The sequence below is a fragment of the Psychrobacter sp. T6-6 genome, assembly GCF_052258185.1.
Taxonomy (GTDB): domain Bacteria; phylum Pseudomonadota; class Gammaproteobacteria; order Pseudomonadales; family Moraxellaceae; genus Psychrobacter.
Map to the genome: position 1 here is coordinate 1 of NZ_JBQQEX010000005.1, position 18339 is coordinate 18339.

Below are 18339 nucleotides of genomic sequence, written 5' to 3' on the forward strand. Positions count from 1 at the left end.
CCTGAACCTGTTGTTGAGCCTGAACCTGTTGTTGAGCCTGAACCTGTTGTTGAGCCTGAACCTGTTGTTGAGCCTGAACCTGTTGTTGAGCCTGATGCAAATAATTCTCAGTTACTATTACCATCTGATGAAGACCCGCGCACTTTGTTACGCTGTGCGTCCCAAGAGCTGACAGGGGAGTGGAACTCGGAAAAATGGGATTACTGGCTGCAGACTGCTCGTGAAGCAGAAGTATTAGCTCAAGATGAGTTGGCACTTGCTCGTCAAGGCACAATGACAGGTCAATGTAATGGCAATGCAACGTTCTTGACTAGTGTGGACAGCAAGCATTTACAAGCGACTTTTCAGCAACTGGCTGCAAAGTTGCAACAGCAATTCACACAGGCACAGATTGATTTAAAAATCGATAATAGCATCATGCAAAGTGATGATAAAACACCAGAGCGTCGTCAACAAAAACGCTTAGAGCAAGCAAAAACGGTTGCTGAGACAAAATTGCTGAACACACCAGTGATGCAGTATTTGACGGAGCGGGGCGAGGGCAAAATGGGCAAGGTCCAACTGTATTAAGTTCTAAAAAACGGTTATTAAAACCATTTCAAATATGAATATGTTTTAAATACGGTTTTATATAAGATATCAAGGTGATGATACGCTATCGCCTTGATATTTTTGTTTTTACCGCAGCACAAATGGGCGCTCTTATATAAGAGAAAATATTTAGTAACGATAAGATAAATCAAAAGTCGTTATAATGATTAAGTTATATTAAAAACTGAAATGAAGTTTAGGTGAGAATATGTTGGATAATTTACGCGGTATGGCTGTGTTCGCCAGTGTGGTCGGACATGGTTCTTTTAGTGGCTCAGCTCGTGAGCTTGGTATTACCACCAGTGCAGTCAGTCAGCAGATTCGTTCACTAGAGAATGAGCTAGGTGTTGTTCTATTACACCGCTCAACTCGTAAGCTAAGCTTAACAGAAGCTGGTGAGAGCTTTTATGAGTCTGCAAAAGATGTGGTCAGTGCTGCTGAACAAGGTCGAATTAAAGTTAATCAGTTGCGTGATGAGCTCGCAGGCAGTTTACGTATATCGACGACGCCTGAGCTTGGTGTAAACCATATATTACCAGCGCTATCCACATGGATGGCGGCGCATGATGATCTTAGTGTCACCTATCTGGCAGACAATCACTATATCGATATGATTGATGAGCGTATCGATATTGCGATTCGTATGAGTCCATCGATCAATGATGCAAGCCTAAGTAGTCATCCGCTCACCGATGTACGTCAGTTGCTCGTGGCGTCGCCTCAATATCTACGTCACCACCCTAAGCTCAATACACCAAAAGAATTGGCCGACCATCAACTGATATCTATTGAAATCATGAAAGAGGCCAATCAGGTTGATATGATTCAAACAGAGACTGGTAAAAAAACACGTATCAAAATGAACTCGCGTATTTATACCAATAACGTCTTTATGGCCACGACTCTGGCAAAAGAAGGTCATGGCTTGATTAGAATGATGGAAATGGACATCAAAAAAGAGCTTGAGAGTGGAGAGCTAGTAGAAGTGTTAACTGGCTATCAACTGCCAAGCTTTGTTCTCTATGCGGTCACTCTAAACCGTGACCAACAACCTGCCAAAATCACTCGTTGTCTAGAAGTGTTAAAAAAATATTTCCATGCACATTAGAGCGGTTTGTTTTAGACAGTCGTATCATCAAATAAATAGCTAGAAAAAAGCCTATAGATAATGATATCTATAGGCTTTTTTGATTATATATATTCAAGCATTCCTTAGAATGAGGGTCTTAGTAGGTCAATCAAGCGCTCAGCAACTTGTGTGCTCTCATCGCGGCTCATATTAAGTGGTGGTAGCAAACGGACGACATGACCCCCCGTTACATTGAGGATTAGGTTTTGCTCATCACGCGCACGATCTACCAACTGGCTACAGTCCATATCTTCTGGTAGCGCAATACCGATCATCATACCAGCGCCGCGGCTACTCACACCATGTTGTCCTAATGCATTAACGAGGCTTTCACGAATGAACAAACCTTCAGTCACTGCATTTTCCATAATGTCACTATTGCTGAGTACATCGTACACGCTATGTACCACGCGACTGGCTAAAGGTGTGCCACCGTAAGTAGAGCCATGGCTGCCTGCACCAAACAAACCATTAGCACGGCCTCGTACCATACAAGCGCCGACTGGAAAGCCATTACCTAAGCCTTTAGCAGTCGTCAATACATCAGGACGAGCACTGCTATGCTGATAAGCAAAATATTTACCAGTACGGCCATTACCTGTTTGTACTTCATCGAGCATAAATAGCCAGTTGTGAGCATCACACTCTGCCTGTAACTCTTCTAAATAAGTGAAACCATTTGCCGCAGTATTTAGACCACCTTCACCTTGGATTGGCTCTACAAAAATGGCGCAAATATCCTGATGATCCAAAGCTGCCTGCTTAACTGCAGCAATATCACCAAATGGCGCACGGATAAAGTCTTCATCTAGCGTATAAAACCCTTCACGAGCCTTTGGGTTGGCAGTAGCTGATAGCGATAGTAATGTACGACCATGGAATGACTGCTCCATCACGATCACTTTTGGACGCGTAAAGCCTTGCTGATGCGCATACAGGCGTGCAATTTTTAGTGCAGCTTCGTTCGCTTCAGCACCGCTATTGGCAAAAAACACACTGTCCATTTGGGCGGCCGTACATAACGCCTCTCCCGCACGCTCTTGCCAGTCAATACCGAACAAGTTACTGGTATGAATCAAAGTAGACGCCTGCTGCTCAATCGCCTCTGTCACTTGTGGATGGCAGTGCCCGAGTCCGCATACCGCGATACCAGTTAGAGCATCTAGGTATGGCGTATCATCTTTGGTATAGAGCCAACTACCTGCACCACGTGTAAAACTAATAGGTTGACGGTTGTAAGTAGGCATGAGGTAGGTAGCAGACATGTAAGACATCCTTGATATAGTAAATTGAGTAAAATAGGGGGTTATAATTCGTCAGAGAAGGGCGTGGTTTCTGCAGGTAGCGTATAGTCTTCATTTGCCCAAGCCCCTAAATCGATGAGCTTACAGCGACTACTACAAAACGGCTTGTATTTATTGTCTTGCCAAGCAGTCTGAGTACTGCAGCGTGGGCAAGGGTAGGTTTTGGGCGTAGCATTGGAATTAGAGTCAGTCATAATAAAAGTGGGAGCATCCTTAATGTTATTAGTATCATTTACGCGCAGCCTTCTTCTATCATCATCTAAATTAGCATGCATTTTGAAGGACTGGTCATCACTATATTACTATTAAATTAGATTGGCTATATAATAGCATGGGGCCGAATAATGACAAAAGACAAATGCTTTAAGGATAATAAATGACAGACAATACTGAGCTCACTCATCAGCAAGCGCGAGCGTTTCAACCACAGAGACTCTCAGCACCGCGTGACTTTGTGATACCTAAAATCATCAACGAAAATTTGAGTGAAAAACCGCTGATACTAGAGATCGGAGCAGGGAAGGGCAAGCACGCGCTAAGCTTTGCAGCGCAGAATCCTGACAAGCATTTAATAGCGATTGAGCGCACCCGTAATAAATTTGAAGCTTTCTCAAAACAGACTACGCTACAGGCCTTATCAAACCTAGATGCGATTCATGCGGATGCTATTGCTTGGACCGTACATGCTATAAAGCCCAATAGCCTGTGCAAGATTTTTATTCTTTATCCTAACCCCGAACAGCAGAACCCCAATCAACAATGGCTAAATATGCCTTTTTTTGAATTTCTATTGTCTCGCTTGCAGGTAAATGGTGAGGTAGTAGTGGTCACCAATATTGAAGCATATATGGACAACGCAGAGTTTCAGGCAACTAAGGTATGGTGTCTTCCAAATTCTCGTTATCAAGTCCCCGCAGATAGTCAGCGTACTCACTTTGAAGTGAAGTATTTGGCACGGCAAGAAGTATGCTGGGAGTTGAATATCCGTAAGCCTAAATGGTATAAAACCAGATTTGATGATTGGCAAGCGACATCATTGTATGAAGGAAAATGACCTAAGTAACAGAAGAATGCTAGACACTAGATCGAATAAAAAATAGCCTAAGTAAATAAAAAAAGATAATAAACTGCTCCTAGAGAGCAGTCCAAAAAATCTCGAACTTAAAGACTAGAATTAACGACTATAGGTAGGGTTTAACCAAATTATTAGAATTGGTATAAGCGTCAAGAACTGTCAAAAGAGTATATGCGCCAATGAATTTGCGACTAATGAACATAAACTCTTTTGGCGGGAGATTGAATTCGAAGGATTGCATTGCGCGAGTGGCTTTGGTGGATAAGCGTGAGTGCAGTTTACTGTTAGCCCAAATATAACACTTTTCCCCATCCAAACATTCGCTAGGGATATCTTTGTTATTTTCAGGATCACTGAAAGGCTCTGTCGCCAGTAAAAATAACGATGCAATATCAGAGCGTACTTTGTCACTCATACTGTCGAAAAAGTCGTATCCTGTCATTGCAAGCATCATTGATTGATGATCGTGACGGTATCCTGCTCGTAGCAGTCCGCGGGCTATAGTTAATAAATGATTGTCGAACTGACGGATAGCGCCAAAATCTAGCAAAACAAGTTTATCGATGTCATCGCCTTCGCTGACGCGCACTAAATAATTGCCAAAGTTAGGGTCTGTCTGCATCTCGCCCCATACAAAAATCTCTTGCATCATGATTTCGATAGCAGCTTGACCGATTGCACTGCGGCGCTCATGAGGTAGTAACTGTAATTCATCAGAGACCACGGTAATACCTGGCTCATAAGACATACAAAGCAGGCGCTTTTTAGAGTAGGTACGGTTTATCTTCGGAACGATATAGCGCGGATCGTCACTTAAACGATCATAAAAGCGCTCTGTCGTTGCCGCCTCTGCCTCGTAATCAACCTCATGGTGGAGTAGGTCACGTATCTCCTCAAACCAAGCATCAAGTGCGCGTGTTTGAGGAACGATATTACTTACTTTTAGCAACTGCTTGAATAAAGCAAGGTCGGAGTTGATGGCATCAGCCACGCCTGGATATTGAATCTTTAGTACCACTTGTTCGCCTGTCGCCAGTACGGTAGCGCGATGAACTTGAGCAAGAGACGCTGTTCCAATAGGAATAGGGTCGACATCAAGCTCGCTTAGTTTTTCACCCAATAACTTATGCAATGTTTTTTCAATCGTAGGCCACGTCAACGTTGCGGTATCATCATTGAGCGTTTGTAAGGCACGTGTAATCTCTGGCGGCAGTATGTGCTCGCCATAGATTGCTAGCATTTGACCGATTTTGACGACTGAACCTTTTAGCTTGCCAAGCTCTGATGCCAGATAATTTGCCTGAGCTTCCATAAACGCTTGGTTACGTGCTGTACGTGCTTCTTTATTTAAAAACATGCCAGACACGCTATTGCCCGCCCAACGACGACCAATATTCAAGGAGGTTTTGGCAATCGACATTCGGCGATCAAACCCTGAGGTTTTTAGACTATCAATTGATTGCTTGTTGCTAGAAGGTTTAGACGTATCATTTGCCATAAATATAATCATTCATCCAGTTGCTATTGATTTGCGGGTTCGATACCCACAATACAAGGGAGATGTGATGCACGGGTATAAAATTGTACCATATAAAGCACATTGGGTTTATGAGCGTAGGCTGGCTGTTGATAGTTACTTTGTAAGCCGTGAGATGGTACGAGTATTATTACTGAGCGTTATACGGCGTACCAAAAATAAGACCTAGCATAAAGCTAGGTCGAATAATGCTGTAAAGTATACGCACCAATTTTGAAACGACAACGCAAGATGAGCGTTTAATGGCTCTTGATGGGTATAAGCTCGTTACGCATTTTCACGAGTGATGGCATGATGACCAATATCACGGCGATATTGTGCACCGTCAAAGCTAATGGCAGCAGTGACTGCTAGTGCTGCTTGCTGGGCTTCAGAGATATTGCTTGCTAAGGCAGTAATACATAATACACGACCACCATTAGTGACGATCTCATTTTCATTATTATCAGAAAACGCTGTACCTGCATGGAATACTTTGACAGCATTGTTGTTTGTCGAATCTAGTTCTGGCAAGCCTGCGATGACATCGCCCTTCGATGAGGTTTCAGGATAACCTTTTGAGGCAACAACGATACCCAAAGCAGGACGCTCATCCCATTTTGCTTCGCTAGGTAGTTGACCTGATAAACCTTGCGCGACCAAATCTACCATCGATGATTGCAGACGCATCAAGATAGGCTGCGTCTCTGGATCACCAAAACGGCAGTTGAATTCGATCACATATGGGTCGCCTGCTTGGTCAATCATAAGACCTGCATATAAAAATCCAGTATAGGGATGTCCTGCGTCTTTCATTGCATCAACAACTGGCTGAATGACGCGCTCAATAACTTTATTATGCACATCTGCGGTCACGACAGGCGCAGGGGAATACGCACCCATCCCGCCTGTATTCGGACCTGTGTCACCTTCAAAAGCACGCTTGTGATCTTGGCTGGTTGCCATGGGTAAGATATTTTCTCCATCGACCATACAAATAAAGCTGGCTTCTTCGCCTTGCAAGAACTGCTCGATCACCACACGGCTACCAGCATCCCCAAATTTGTTGTCCGCGAGCATATCATCGATTGCTTCGTGCGCTTGCTCGATGGTCTCAGCCACGATGACGCCTTTACCAGCGGCAAGTCCATCCGCTTTGATCACGATGGGTGCGCCTTGCTCATCGACATAGGCTTTAGCCGCAGTAGCCTCTGTAAACCCTTGATAAGCGGCTGTTGGGATATGGTTCTGCTCCATAAACTCTTTGGCAAAGGTTTTAGAACCTTCTAGTTGCGCGCAGTAAGCAGTAGGGCCCCATGCCTTAATACCAGCCTCGCGGCAGGCATCAACGATACCTGTAACCAAAGGTGCTTCTGGTCCAACAATAACCATATCAATACTATTATTTTGACAAAATTCGATGACAGCGGCATGCTCACTCGCATCAGCGTTCGCAGACGCTAAGACGACGTTTTGGCATTTAGGTTCAAGTGCACTGCCTGCATTGCCTGGAGCGACATAGACATTTTCGACATTGTCATCTTTTGCACACTGCCATGCCAGTGCGTGTTCGCGACCACCTGAGCCAATCACCAAAATATTCATCATACCGTTTGCCCTTAGCATTAAGTTAATAATGAGCTAGTCGTACGCTCGTAAATATGTCGACATATTCTAACAAAAAAACAGTCTTGATTACTATGAGTATCCACGTGCCAGCATTTAATCTTGAATATTACTGGCTGCGTCATCATTGTCTCATTAGCAAAGGTTATCGACATATCACTGATTCATGAAATGATGTTGTACGCTTTAGCTAACGCCGCAGGTGCGTTAAACTTCACTGTAATAGTAGGATTACATCCTGATTGCTACATATTTATAAAAATAAGAACGAAAAAGGAGAAAATCTGTAGAAGTTATAAAATAATAAGTCACGTGACTGGACACACTGCCATTATATTGCAATTTTTGACAACGATTCTGTGAAAAGAAATGTGCAATAAAAGCAGTTGATACGGATTGATAAACATAAATAAAGAGACAAACCAAATCTATAAAAAGGACGAAGGACAATGCCAAACTCCCTCAGTATCGCAAAAGAGCGCATTAGCCAGATAAGCGATATTGCTACCGGCTATGTACAAAAAGACAAATCACTATTTGATCATTTTATTCATAGCTACTATCAGCCGCTGCATCAAGAGACTGCAGAGGCGATTAGCAATGCTGACTTGGCGGGCATGGCGCTACATCATTTTACGTTGCTCAAAGCCTATGATTGCAGCAAGCCGCAGCTAGCCGTATTTAACCCATTGGCGGAAGAGCAACACTTTCATAGCTCACACACGGTGATTCAAATCGTCGCATATGATAGACCGTTCTTAGTCGATACCATCTTGATGAGCCTTGAGGCTGAAGGCATCGATGTGCACCGCACGTACAACATCATCGTTAGTGTTAAGCGTGATGATGACGGTCAGATTACCTATGTTGAAGGCGCACATGAAAGTGCAACCTCTCATTTATCATTGATTCACTGTGAAATCGCTTATCAAGATAATGAAGACTTGGATGCTCTACAGCAAATGCTGCTGTCTAAAATCGATACGCTTGATACGGTCGTTGGTGACTGGAAACAAATGCGTGCTCAGCTCAATGACATCAAAGCTGAGTTGTCTAACAAACCATTACCAGAAGTGTTTTATTCACAGCAAGAAATTCAAGCGTTCTTGGATTGGATATTAGATGACCACTTTATATTCTTAGGTTATCGCGAATATCGCTTAGAAGGTGGTCACGAAATCGAAGTAAGCGAACCGACCAATTTAGATCTGTTTGCCATTGGCAATAGTGGACTTGGTCTGTTACGCGGCTCTGAACAAGACAAGTTGTCAGAGAGCTTTAGTCAACTACCTAAAGGGCTAAAGCAGTTATTGACTGAACCGCGCGTATTGATGCTGTCCAAATCAAGTCGTGTATCACCGATCCATCGCTCGGTATATATGGACTTTTTGGGTATCCATAAATTTGATGATAATGGTAAGTTGGTTGGTGAGTATCGCTTTATCGGTCTGCTAACGTCACAAGCGTATCAGCTGACAGTTCAGCAAATTCCGCTATTGCGTGAAAAAGCTAATAAGATTATGGCTATGGCAGACTTGCCACGTGATGGTCATGCTCATCATAAGATGATGCATGTGATCAATACCTTGCCACGTGATGACTTGTTCCAGGCCAGCGTCGAAGAGCTGTACCCAATTGTCTCAGGTATTAGCCAATTACAAGATAAGAAAAGCCTACGTCTATTTAGCCGTATCGATCATTACCAGCGCTTTGTGTCGTGCCTAGTCTATATCCCGCGTGATAAGTTCAACACGGAGCTACGCATTAAGGTACAGAACGTCCTAAAAGATGCCTACAACGGCATGTCATCAGGGTTTACGACTGAATTTAATGAATCTGCGCATGCCCGCGTACATGTCCATGTGCGTACTGTGCCCGGTCAAGTGAATGACGTTAACATCGCGACACTTGAAGCCAAATTGTCAGCACTCATGCAGTCATGGGATGATAACTACCAAAAAATGCTACTCGACAATGTCGGTGAGCAACAAGCCAATGCATTAAGTCGTCGCTTTTTAGATTATATTCCCGCGGCATACCAAGAGCGTTTTGATGCGCGTACTGCCGTCGAGGATACCAAGCGTTTGGCTGGATTGACTACAGAGAACCCGATGCTTTGGCATTTATACCAGTCGACGGGCGATGCACGTAACCAACTTCACCTAAAGCTATACGGTCGCGAGCAGCCTGTTATCTTGTCTAAAGTATTACCAATACTTGAAAATTTTGGTGTGTCAGTTATCTCAGCACAAACTTATGAGTTTGATTTACCAGAGCAGCCTATCTGGATGCAAGAATACGAGCTGACGCTAGAGCATGTCGATACGGTCAATATGCAAGTCGTGCGTGGTCAGTTCGAAGACAGCCTCAAGCAAATCTGGGCGGGACGTGTTGAGAGCGATTCGTTCAATGAATTGGTCCTAACGACCAAGCTCGACACTTACGATGTCGTCGTATTACGTGCATTGTCTCGTTACATGCTACAAGCTCGTGCGCCATTCTCTAGTGCTTATATTCAGCAAACTGTCGTTAAAAACAGTGATATCAGTGTGGCATTGGGCAGCTTGTTTGATGCGCGCATGAATCCTGAATATAGTGATGAGACGCGCCAAGAAAAAACAGCGAAAATTCAAGAGCAAATTACTGCTGCACTAGCAGATGTCGATAGCCTAGACGAAGATCGTATCTTGCGCTGGTACTTGGATTTGATCAATGCGATGGTGCGTACTAACTTCTATCAAGTGGATAGCGATGGTCAGCGCAAAGATCGTTTGTCGTTTAAGTTCTTGGCCGCAGATATTCCAAACTTGCCAAAACCGAAGCCAATGTTTGAGATATTTGTCTACTCTCCGCGTGTCGAAGCCGTGCATTTGCGTGGCGGAAAAGTCGCCCGTGGTGGTCTGCGCTGGTCAGATCGTATGGAAGATTTCCGTACCGAAGTACTGGGTCTGGTCAAAGCACAAATGGTCAAAAACGCAGTGATTGTGCCTGTTGGTTCTAAAGGTGGCTTTATCGTCAAAACCAAAAGCATGGCCGATGGTCGTGAGGCGTTCCAAGCCGAAGGTATCGCCTGTTATCAGACATTCTTGCGTGGTATGCTTGATGTCACAGACAATATCGTTGATGGTACGATTGTCCCGCCAGCCAACACGGTACGCCATGATGAGGACGATCCATACTTAGTTGTTGCTGCGGACAAAGGCACTGCGACATTCTCTGATATCGCCAACGCGCTAGCAGCAGAGTACAACTTCTGGCTCGATGATGCCTTTGCATCAGGTGGGTCAGTAGGGTATGACCACAAAGCGATGGGTATCACGGCGCGTGGTGGTTGGGAGTCAGTCAAACGCCATTTCCGTATGCAAGGCAAAGATATTCAAAACCGTGATGATTTCACTGTGGTCGGTATTGGTGATATGAGCGGGGATGTATTTGGCAATGGCATGCTGCTATCAACGCATACTAAGCTGGTTGCTGCCTTTAACCATCTGCATATTTTTATTGATCCCAATCCAGATACTGCAGCCTCATATGCTGAGCGCGCACGCTTGTTTGAGTTGCCACGCTCATCATGGGAAGATTATGAAGCCTCATTGATCAGCCAAGGCGGCGGTATCTTCTCTCGCCAAGACAAAACCATCGTGATCAGTCCTGAGATGAAGTCTCTCTTTGAAATCAGTGCTGATACGTTAACCCCCAATGAGCTGATCAGTGCTTTACTCAAAGCGCCAGTGGACTTGCTATGGAATGGCGGTATTGGAACGTATGCAAAAAGCGTGAATGAGACACATGCAGATGTTGGTGATCGTGCCAATGATGTGCTGCGTGTGAATGGTAGTGAGCTTGGCGCCGCAGTCATTGGCGAAGGCGGCAACCTAGGCTTTACTCAGCAAGCCCGCATTGAATATGCCCAAAATGGTGGTCGTGTCTATACCGATGCGATTGATAACTCAGGCGGCGTTAACTGCTCGGATCATGAAGTTAATATCAAAATCCTACTGGGTAAAGTAGTTGAACAAGGTGATATGACGCTCAAACAGCGTAATGAGTTACTTGAGAGTATGACGGATACCGTAGCAGAACTGGTGTTACGTCAGAACTACTTGCAGCCACAAGCGATTGAGCTAAGTCATATCAGAGCCGCTGCTAATTTAAGTGATCATCAGCGCTTTATTCAGATGCTAGAGGGTGAAGGGCGTCTTGATCGTGCGATTGAGTATCTACCATCAGACGAAGAAATTACAAAACGTCAAAAAACAGATAGTGGACTGACCAATCCTGAGCTGGCAGTTGTCTTGGCATATGGCAAAATGTGGGTGTATGACAGCCTGTTATTGTCCGATCTTCCAGATGATCCATACTTCATTAATGAGCTACGTAAGTACTTCCCAGATGAGCTTGCCTCGCGTTTCTTTGATGAGATGACGGAACACCGCTTGCATCGTGAGATCATCAGTACTTACTTGACCAATAGCGTGGTCAACCGCTTAGGTATTGAGGCGCTATTCCGTCTATTTGAAGAAACTGATCAATCGTTGGCAGCCATCGTCCGAGGTTATGTGATCAGCCGCGATGTATTTAATGTATCGCGCGCTTGGAAGGCACTAGAAGCGCTAGATAATCAGGTAGATGCAACACTGCTGTTGAACCTTGAGCTGCGTTTACGTGATTCATTAGAGCGCGGTGTGGTCTGGTTTATCAATGCCTTTGGGCAAAATCTGCAAGTCGCTGATATGATTAGCCGCTTTAGTGACAGTGTTGAAAAACTGACCAAACCAAGTGGCTTTATCGAGCAGCAATTTGCTCAATATCTGCAAGAAGATACCAAGCATTTAATGCAAAAAGAGCTGTCTGATAACGATGCTACGCTATTTGCAATGCTACCGTATCATGTCGATGCGCTTGATGCTGCGTTGCTTGCTGAGCAATATGAGCGTCCTGTCGATGAGATCGCAACTTTGTATTTCGAAGCTTATCAAGTGTTGCAGTTAGATTGGATGATGGACAATATTGCCAATTTACCACAGCAAGACTACTGGGATCGCCGTGCACGTCATGCACTAGTCAATGAGCTGTCACGCAGCTTGCGCCTACTGATGGATGCAATACTATCAAAACCAGATGCCAAGCAAGCCTTTAGTGAGTGGAGAGCACAACACGTTGACCAACTGGCAGCGGTCACTACAGAAATGCAGAAGCTTGACGATATGTATAGTGACGATGCAGACGCTCAAATTGGTCTCTCAACACTATCCGTACTGATGAGTGAGCTGAGTGGCCTAGTAACTAAATAAGTAGTCACTAAGTAGTCACTAAGTAACTAGTCGCCAAATAATCAGCTACTAAGTAACGAGTAGCTGAATGATTAGCCACTAAACACAAAATAGCCGTATGTTCAAAAAAACCACCGAGCGCAATGTTCGGTGGTTTTTTATTTTTGCCTTATGAGACGCGTGCAATAACAAAACGTTAGCTCGCGATTCGCTGACAGCCTTGTCCTGTTATCTGACTGAATCCACCTGAGAGCTTTTCTACTTTGATTTGGGTCAAAATACGATCTTTTAATGCCTGCACATGGGATATCACGCCAATTAATTTCCCTTCTTGCTGCAAATTAGTCAGCGTATCCAGCGCAATATCTAAAGACTCTTCATCCAATGTCCCAAAGCCTTCATCCAAAAATAGCGAGTCCACGCGAATGTTTTGACTGGCCATCTGTGATAGTCCGAGTGCTAGAGCAAGACTAATAATAAAGCCTTCACCGCCTGATAGGTTTTTGGTGCTACGAATCTCGCCGCCTTGATAGTTGTCAATGACATTGAGCTCAAGTGGGCTGTCATCATCACGCGCTAGCAGATAGCGGTCACTCATTTTTTGCAGCTGAGTATTGGCATGATTAACCATGAGGTCAAAGGTCAAACCCTGTGCAAAGGTGCGATACTTTTTGCCATCGGATGAGCCAATCAATTTGTGTAGTTGTTGCCACACTTGCAGCTTATCCTTTTGAGCATTGATGGCCTCTATCTGTGCCTGTTGGGTGCTTTTCTTGTCCTCATTGTCTTTTAGTCGCTGACTAATAGCGCCAATTGCTTCAATGCGTTTATTAGACGCTTCTTGTGCTTGAGTATGCTGTTGAGTGAGTGTCTCTTTGTCATCTGTTGTCAGCGGGTTAGCTTGCTTATCTTCCAATGCTTTCTGTGTTTCTTTTAATAAAGACTGCGCTTGCTTTAGCGCATAATCAATACGTTCTTGCTGCTGCTTGAGCGTATTACGTTCATCAATGGGCAGGCGCGCATTCGCAAAATCCGTTTCATTGATGAAATTGGAGGCGGCAAGTATTGATTTAAAAGCGTCCTCTTGAGTATTGAGCGCACCTATTACGGTAGTCACTTGCTCAGTCACGTGAGATTGTTTGTTAAGCAATTGTTTAAGCTCAAGCTCAGAGTTATCGAGCTGCCGCTGTGCAGAGGTTTGCTCAATTTGCGCTTGTTCTAACGACTCACGCAAACGCTTTTCTTCTGCTTCAGGGTCTTTATCAGCAAAAACATCTTCTCTGTTCGTTTTTAGCTGTTCAAGCGTCTCTGTCTTTTCAGTCACGAGCTTAACCAGCTTATCAAGCTCCTGTTGGTTGTTATCCAACTGGGTTTGTTTGGTATCGATCTGTATGTCTAGACGACCTAGTGCTGTCGTCAGCGTGTGCTGCGTTTCTTTAGATTGATTGAATTCATCTCTTATACTGAGTAATGCTGCACGCTGCTGACGAAATGTATTGATATGCGTATGGCAATCCGCCTCACTTAGTATGAGCTGGTTATCAATACTATCCATCAGAGGGGATAAAGTGAGCTGCGAAGTACGTATCTGTGCTAGCGACTCTGACTGAAATCTGCCCGCAGTATATTTGGTTAACAACTGTACGATATCATTCTTGAGAATTACCAATTTGGAGAAGTTATCGTGAACCTCTTTGTTAATATTATCTATACTCGCGGACTTAATTTTGATATCCGTCTCAATCTCACTAATGTCGCTTGCCAGCTTATGCTGTTGTTGCGCTAGCACGCTTATGTCATCGCGTATGGTAGCAAGCTTCTCTCCAAGCGTTTCATAGTTGAGCAGAGTCTCTTTTAGGGACGCTCTACGTGCTACAAGTTGATGCTGAATACGCTCTAATAGAGGTAGTATATTTACCTGTGGCTCACGTTGCTGCAATGGCGGTATCGTTGCCGCGATAAATGGCGAGTAGCTTCCATCAAGCACCAAACGGATTGACTGATTGGTATCAGCCGCTAGTTTTTGTGCTTGATCTTGTAGCGATTTTTTCTGATCTTGCTGCTGCTCAAGCTGCTGCTGTTTGGTCGCCTGACTGATACGATGCGCAGATAATCGGTTTTCCAAATTGGATATGGTGGTGTCTAAATCTGTTATATGCTGCTGAATCTGCTCCGCTTCGGTATCTGACACAACGTGGGGATGATTTGTGCGATAAGGATGCTCAAGCGATCCACATAGGGGGCAGGGTTGACCGTCTTTTAAATCGGCAATGTGACTTTCTAGCGTGGCTACTTTTTGTAGTAGATACAGCTGTGTTTGTTTGTCTTGCCGCTTATCTTTAGCAGCGTGGATAGCAGACACTGTATCATCAATGATGTTAATCAATTCTACTAGCTCGTTTTTTATCACTGGTAGCGTGATATCTATGTTTTTGGTATGTGTACTAATCTCATTAAGCTGCTCCGCTTTCAGCCCCATTTGTTCAAGTTGACGACTGAGGTTATCGATCTGCTCTTGTTCATTCCGCATCTCAGATAAAGATTGTACTTCAGTTAAAGCGGTTTGTTCTTGTTGCAATGCTGTGGTCTTGGTTTGCAGCGATTGTTCTTCGATTACTTGCCTCTCTTGCTGTTCATGCAAGGTCTTAAGACGGCTTTGATACTGCTCTATATCGCTTTGCTGGCTAGTTTTGTTGATGTTTAGGTCAACATTGTCTTGTAGCAATGACTTTAGATGTTTGCAATAACTCTCAAAATTAGCAATATCGCTGTCAATGTCGCTAAGCTCGTTATTATTTGTGAGATAACCTTCTACCTCTACTAACTGAGTTTGATTATGTTCAGCTGACTTTTTATGATCGTTTATTTCTTGACGCAAATGCTGAGTGCTCATAGATAAAGCGTGTTGTCTTTGTTTAGTCTCTTCTAAAGCGTACCTATTCTGCGCAATGTCTGTATCCAATTTACGCGCCTTTGCAATATCGGGCAGAGTATCCCGTAATACGTTGCTAGCCGTTTGCACTCGGACTTGTACGGACTCTAGACGAGTGGTGGCTTGTTTTTGATGGTCTTTTTGCTGAGGTAATGTCTGATTTATCTGCTGCTGCTCATCTTGCAAGCGTTTTAGGTTGTCGCGGCTATGAGTCAGCTGGCTAAACTGACTATCAAGCTCCAACGCCATATTGGCGGCAGTTAAACGCTTGGCATTAGGGATGAAATCTTGCTGCGCTTGCTGGGCACTATCAAGATTGCGTTGATAGCTACTCAGTTTTTCTTTTGCTTCTGCAACACTATCTAGCCATTTAATTTTTTCTGCCAAATTTTGAATGTCTTGCTGCTGCGTATTTTGAACACTTTGAGATGACTGCAATTCGGCTCTTAATTGACTTTCTTCTACAGTATCTAAAAGTGCTAAGCCATCTAAACCGTATTGTAGCTTGTTGAGGATTTCTTCCTCAGTGCGTTTCTTATCATGGACATGTGCTGAGATAGTGGCATAAATATCAGTACCTGTAATTTTTTCTAAAATATCGGCGCGTTCATCGGCTTTTGCCTTCAAAAATGCTGAAAAACTGCCTTGAGCGAGCAATATGGAGCGAGTGAACTGCTGAAAATCCATCCGAGTCAGTTCAATGATTTTGTTTTTGGTATGTTTTAAGGTGCTTTCTAGCAGCTCGTCCTCTTTTGAGGGATCATCAACGTGTATCTGAGCGATTTCATGAGTTGCGTCTTGCAGATTGCCGTCCGCTTTATTGTAAGCACGGCGCTGTCCCCAGCGGCAACGGTACTGCTCGCCATTCAAATCAATCACGACTTCAGCGAAGCATTCCGCTGTTTGCCGCGTCATGACTTCATTACTACTTTTGCTAAAACTATTAATTCTTGGTGTCTCACCATATAGCGCCAAACAAATCGCATCCAATATGGTGGTCTTGCCAGCGCCAGTCTGTCCTGTGATAGCAAAGATACCTTCATTGATAAATGCTGTATCAGCAAAATCAATATGCCATTCACCTTTGAGAGAGTTGAGGTTTTTGAGTCTGAGTTCGATTAGGCGCATGGAGGTGTCTTATTATTAGTGATAGCAGCAGCTGCGAAAATTTAGAAAGATAGAAAATAGAAGTACGCTTATGATTTATCCCTTATATCATTCCGCCTGTTTGTCCTCATGACGTAGATTATAGAGTATCTGACCATAGGCATCGCGCAACGAGTCTTTTTGTGACTCAACCACATCATTTATCGTCAAGCAGCGCTCAAACACATCCATCTCATTTAAGTCTTGCAAGTTTTCAGAGGTTTGCTGTTGGTTAAGCACTTTATTATAAGTGCGGGTGTTTTTAATTTTTAGCACCTCACATGGCAAGCCATCTACCATCGCTTGTACTTGCTCACGTAAGTCACTCACAATCTCGTCACCCGTATAAACTACCTCTAACCAAACAGATTCAGCTGGAGTGAGCGATTTTATCGTTTGTGAGATTATAGGCAGGTCACCAGATATCTGCGCCAGCTGTTGGAATTTTGGAATGGGTAGGGAAACTACTTGCATCTGATTGCCCTCATTATGGTGCAGCATTTTATTGGCAGTGGTAGTCTTAGCAGGTATTGTTTGACTGCTTTGATCTTGCTGAGTAGAAGTGCCATTGGGAATCACTATTTTTTCTGCTTCTGTATCTTCTATTGGCTCGTCAAAACCAAACAAATCGTCCATGAACAGCTCTACTTGGCTAACTACTTTTTTAGCTGTTTTCTCTATTGGCTTTTCAATTTTTGCGGTTTGGACAGGAGCGTCTGTGCTGGCAAGCTGAGGGATAACGTTTAGACTTAAGCTGTCATTATCAAAAGATTCAGAATTTCCAAATTGTATAAGTAGCACTTGTTTTTGTTGCTTGGCCTCTCCAAAACCCATGGCGATAGGTGAACCTGAGTAACGAATACTCTCACGGCCACCAACGCGCTGCGGCACGTGCAAATGCCCAAGGGCGACATAATCAAAACCTTCATCAAACATATCAGCAGAGATTTTGCCAAGTGAGCCAACATAGAGATCACGCACGCCATCGTCGCCGGTTGTTTTGCCGCCTGCTGCAAATAGATGACCTGTGGCAATGATAGGGATATGCCGTTGATGAGTTTTTATTAATTCTGCCTGCTGTCCTTTTGCAATACTTGCTACTGCATCATAGTGGGCGCGAATACCTTTGATAACATTGGCATCTTTGCTATCTGCAGACTCGCCAGCGCTACTGCTACGTACATCACGATCACGCAGGTAGGGTACAGCGGCGATGATGCAATGAGGATTGTTATCATCATCACCTAAGACCAGTACTTCATCTTCTAAATCATCACAAGCTGTGCCTATCACATGGACGTTCAAAAATTTGAGTACATTGCTTGGCGCATCCAAAAACGTCGGTGAGTCATGATTGCCTGCGACAATGACCACATGCTGACAGCACGAGCGCGAGACCCTACCCAAAAACTCATAATATAGCGCTTGGGCTTTATTGCTGGGTGTCATGGTATCAAAGATGTCACCTGCGACAATCAATATATCTACTTGCTGTGTGCTAATGGTAACCTCTAGCCACTGTAAAAACGTCTCGAACTCTTCATAACGCAGACGACCATATAGACGTCGACCCAAGTGCCAATCAGACGTGTGCAATATTTTTAAAGGTTTAGTAGAGGTATATTTAGGAGCAATAGATGGAGGCATAGTTCGGCTTATTATTAAACGTCAGAATAGGGGTTAGGTAGCTTTCATTCTAGCAAGAATCGTTGGGATTTTCTCTGTTGCCAAAATAAAACCCTGCCAA

9 protein-coding genes and 1 pseudogene are annotated in these 18339 nt (G+C 44.0%); 4 read left to right on the forward strand and 6 right to left on the reverse strand.

The window, feature by feature from the left end:
- Positions 1 to 570 (forward strand): annotated as a pseudogene (locus ACTXGL_RS09205) (DNA polymerase III subunit gamma/tau); the annotation flags it as partial.
- A 229-nt stretch (positions 571 to 799) separates the two neighbouring features.
- A complete protein-coding gene (locus ACTXGL_RS09210; RefSeq protein ID WP_443526411.1) occupies positions 800 to 1699 on the forward strand; it encodes a LysR family transcriptional regulator in 900 nt (299 codons plus the stop codon).
- A 104-nt stretch (positions 1700 to 1803) separates the two neighbouring features.
- Here the strand turns inward: ACTXGL_RS09210 and ACTXGL_RS09215 are convergent, their stop codons facing one another.
- On the reverse strand, positions 1804 to 2985 hold the full coding sequence (locus ACTXGL_RS09215) for an aspartate aminotransferase family protein (protein WP_443526413.1): 1182 nt from the start codon (positions 2983 to 2985) through the stop codon (positions 1804 to 1806).
- 41 nt (positions 2986 to 3026) lie between these two features.
- Positions 3027 to 3218 (reverse strand): DNA gyrase inhibitor YacG, encoded by a 192-nt coding sequence (locus ACTXGL_RS09220; protein ID WP_443526415.1) that lies wholly within the window; start codon positions 3216 to 3218, stop codon positions 3027 to 3029.
- Between the two features lie 182 nt (positions 3219 to 3400).
- On the opposite strand from ACTXGL_RS09220, the gene ACTXGL_RS09225 reads away from it, so the two are divergent.
- Complete coding sequence (locus ACTXGL_RS09225; protein ID WP_319051720.1) at positions 3401 to 4078, forward strand: DUF938 domain-containing protein; 678 nt, start codon at positions 3401 to 3403, stop codon at positions 4076 to 4078.
- 127 nt (positions 4079 to 4205) lie between these two features.
- On the opposite strand, the gene ACTXGL_RS09230 is transcribed toward ACTXGL_RS09225, so the two are convergent.
- Complete coding sequence (locus ACTXGL_RS09230; RefSeq protein WP_443526416.1) at positions 4206 to 5597, reverse strand: ABC1 kinase family protein; 1392 nt, start codon at positions 5595 to 5597, stop codon at positions 4206 to 4208.
- Positions 5598 to 5903: 306 nt separating this feature from the next.
- Complete coding sequence (gene purD, locus ACTXGL_RS09235) at positions 5904 to 7220, reverse strand: phosphoribosylamine--glycine ligase (protein ID WP_443526637.1); 1317 nt, start codon at positions 7218 to 7220, stop codon at positions 5904 to 5906.
- 470 nt (positions 7221 to 7690) lie between these two features.
- On the opposite strand from purD, the gene ACTXGL_RS09240 reads away from it, so the two are divergent.
- Positions 7691 to 12535, forward strand: a complete 4845-nt coding sequence (locus tag ACTXGL_RS09240; RefSeq protein ID WP_443526418.1) for an NAD-glutamate dehydrogenase — start codon at positions 7691 to 7693, stop codon at positions 12533 to 12535.
- 175 nt (positions 12536 to 12710) lie between these two features.
- On the opposite strand, the gene ACTXGL_RS09245 is transcribed toward ACTXGL_RS09240, so the two are convergent.
- Both ACTXGL_RS09245 and ACTXGL_RS09250 read right to left on the reverse strand, forming a co-directional pair.
- Positions 12711 to 16574 (reverse strand): AAA family ATPase, encoded by a 3864-nt coding sequence (locus ACTXGL_RS09245; RefSeq protein WP_443526420.1) that lies wholly within the window; start codon positions 16572 to 16574, stop codon positions 12711 to 12713.
- 87 nt (positions 16575 to 16661) lie between these two features.
- Positions 16662 to 18239, reverse strand: a complete 1578-nt coding sequence (locus ACTXGL_RS09250) for an exonuclease SbcCD subunit D C-terminal domain-containing protein (RefSeq protein WP_443526421.1) — start codon at positions 18237 to 18239, stop codon at positions 16662 to 16664.
- Positions 18240 to 18339 lie beyond the last annotated feature (100 nt).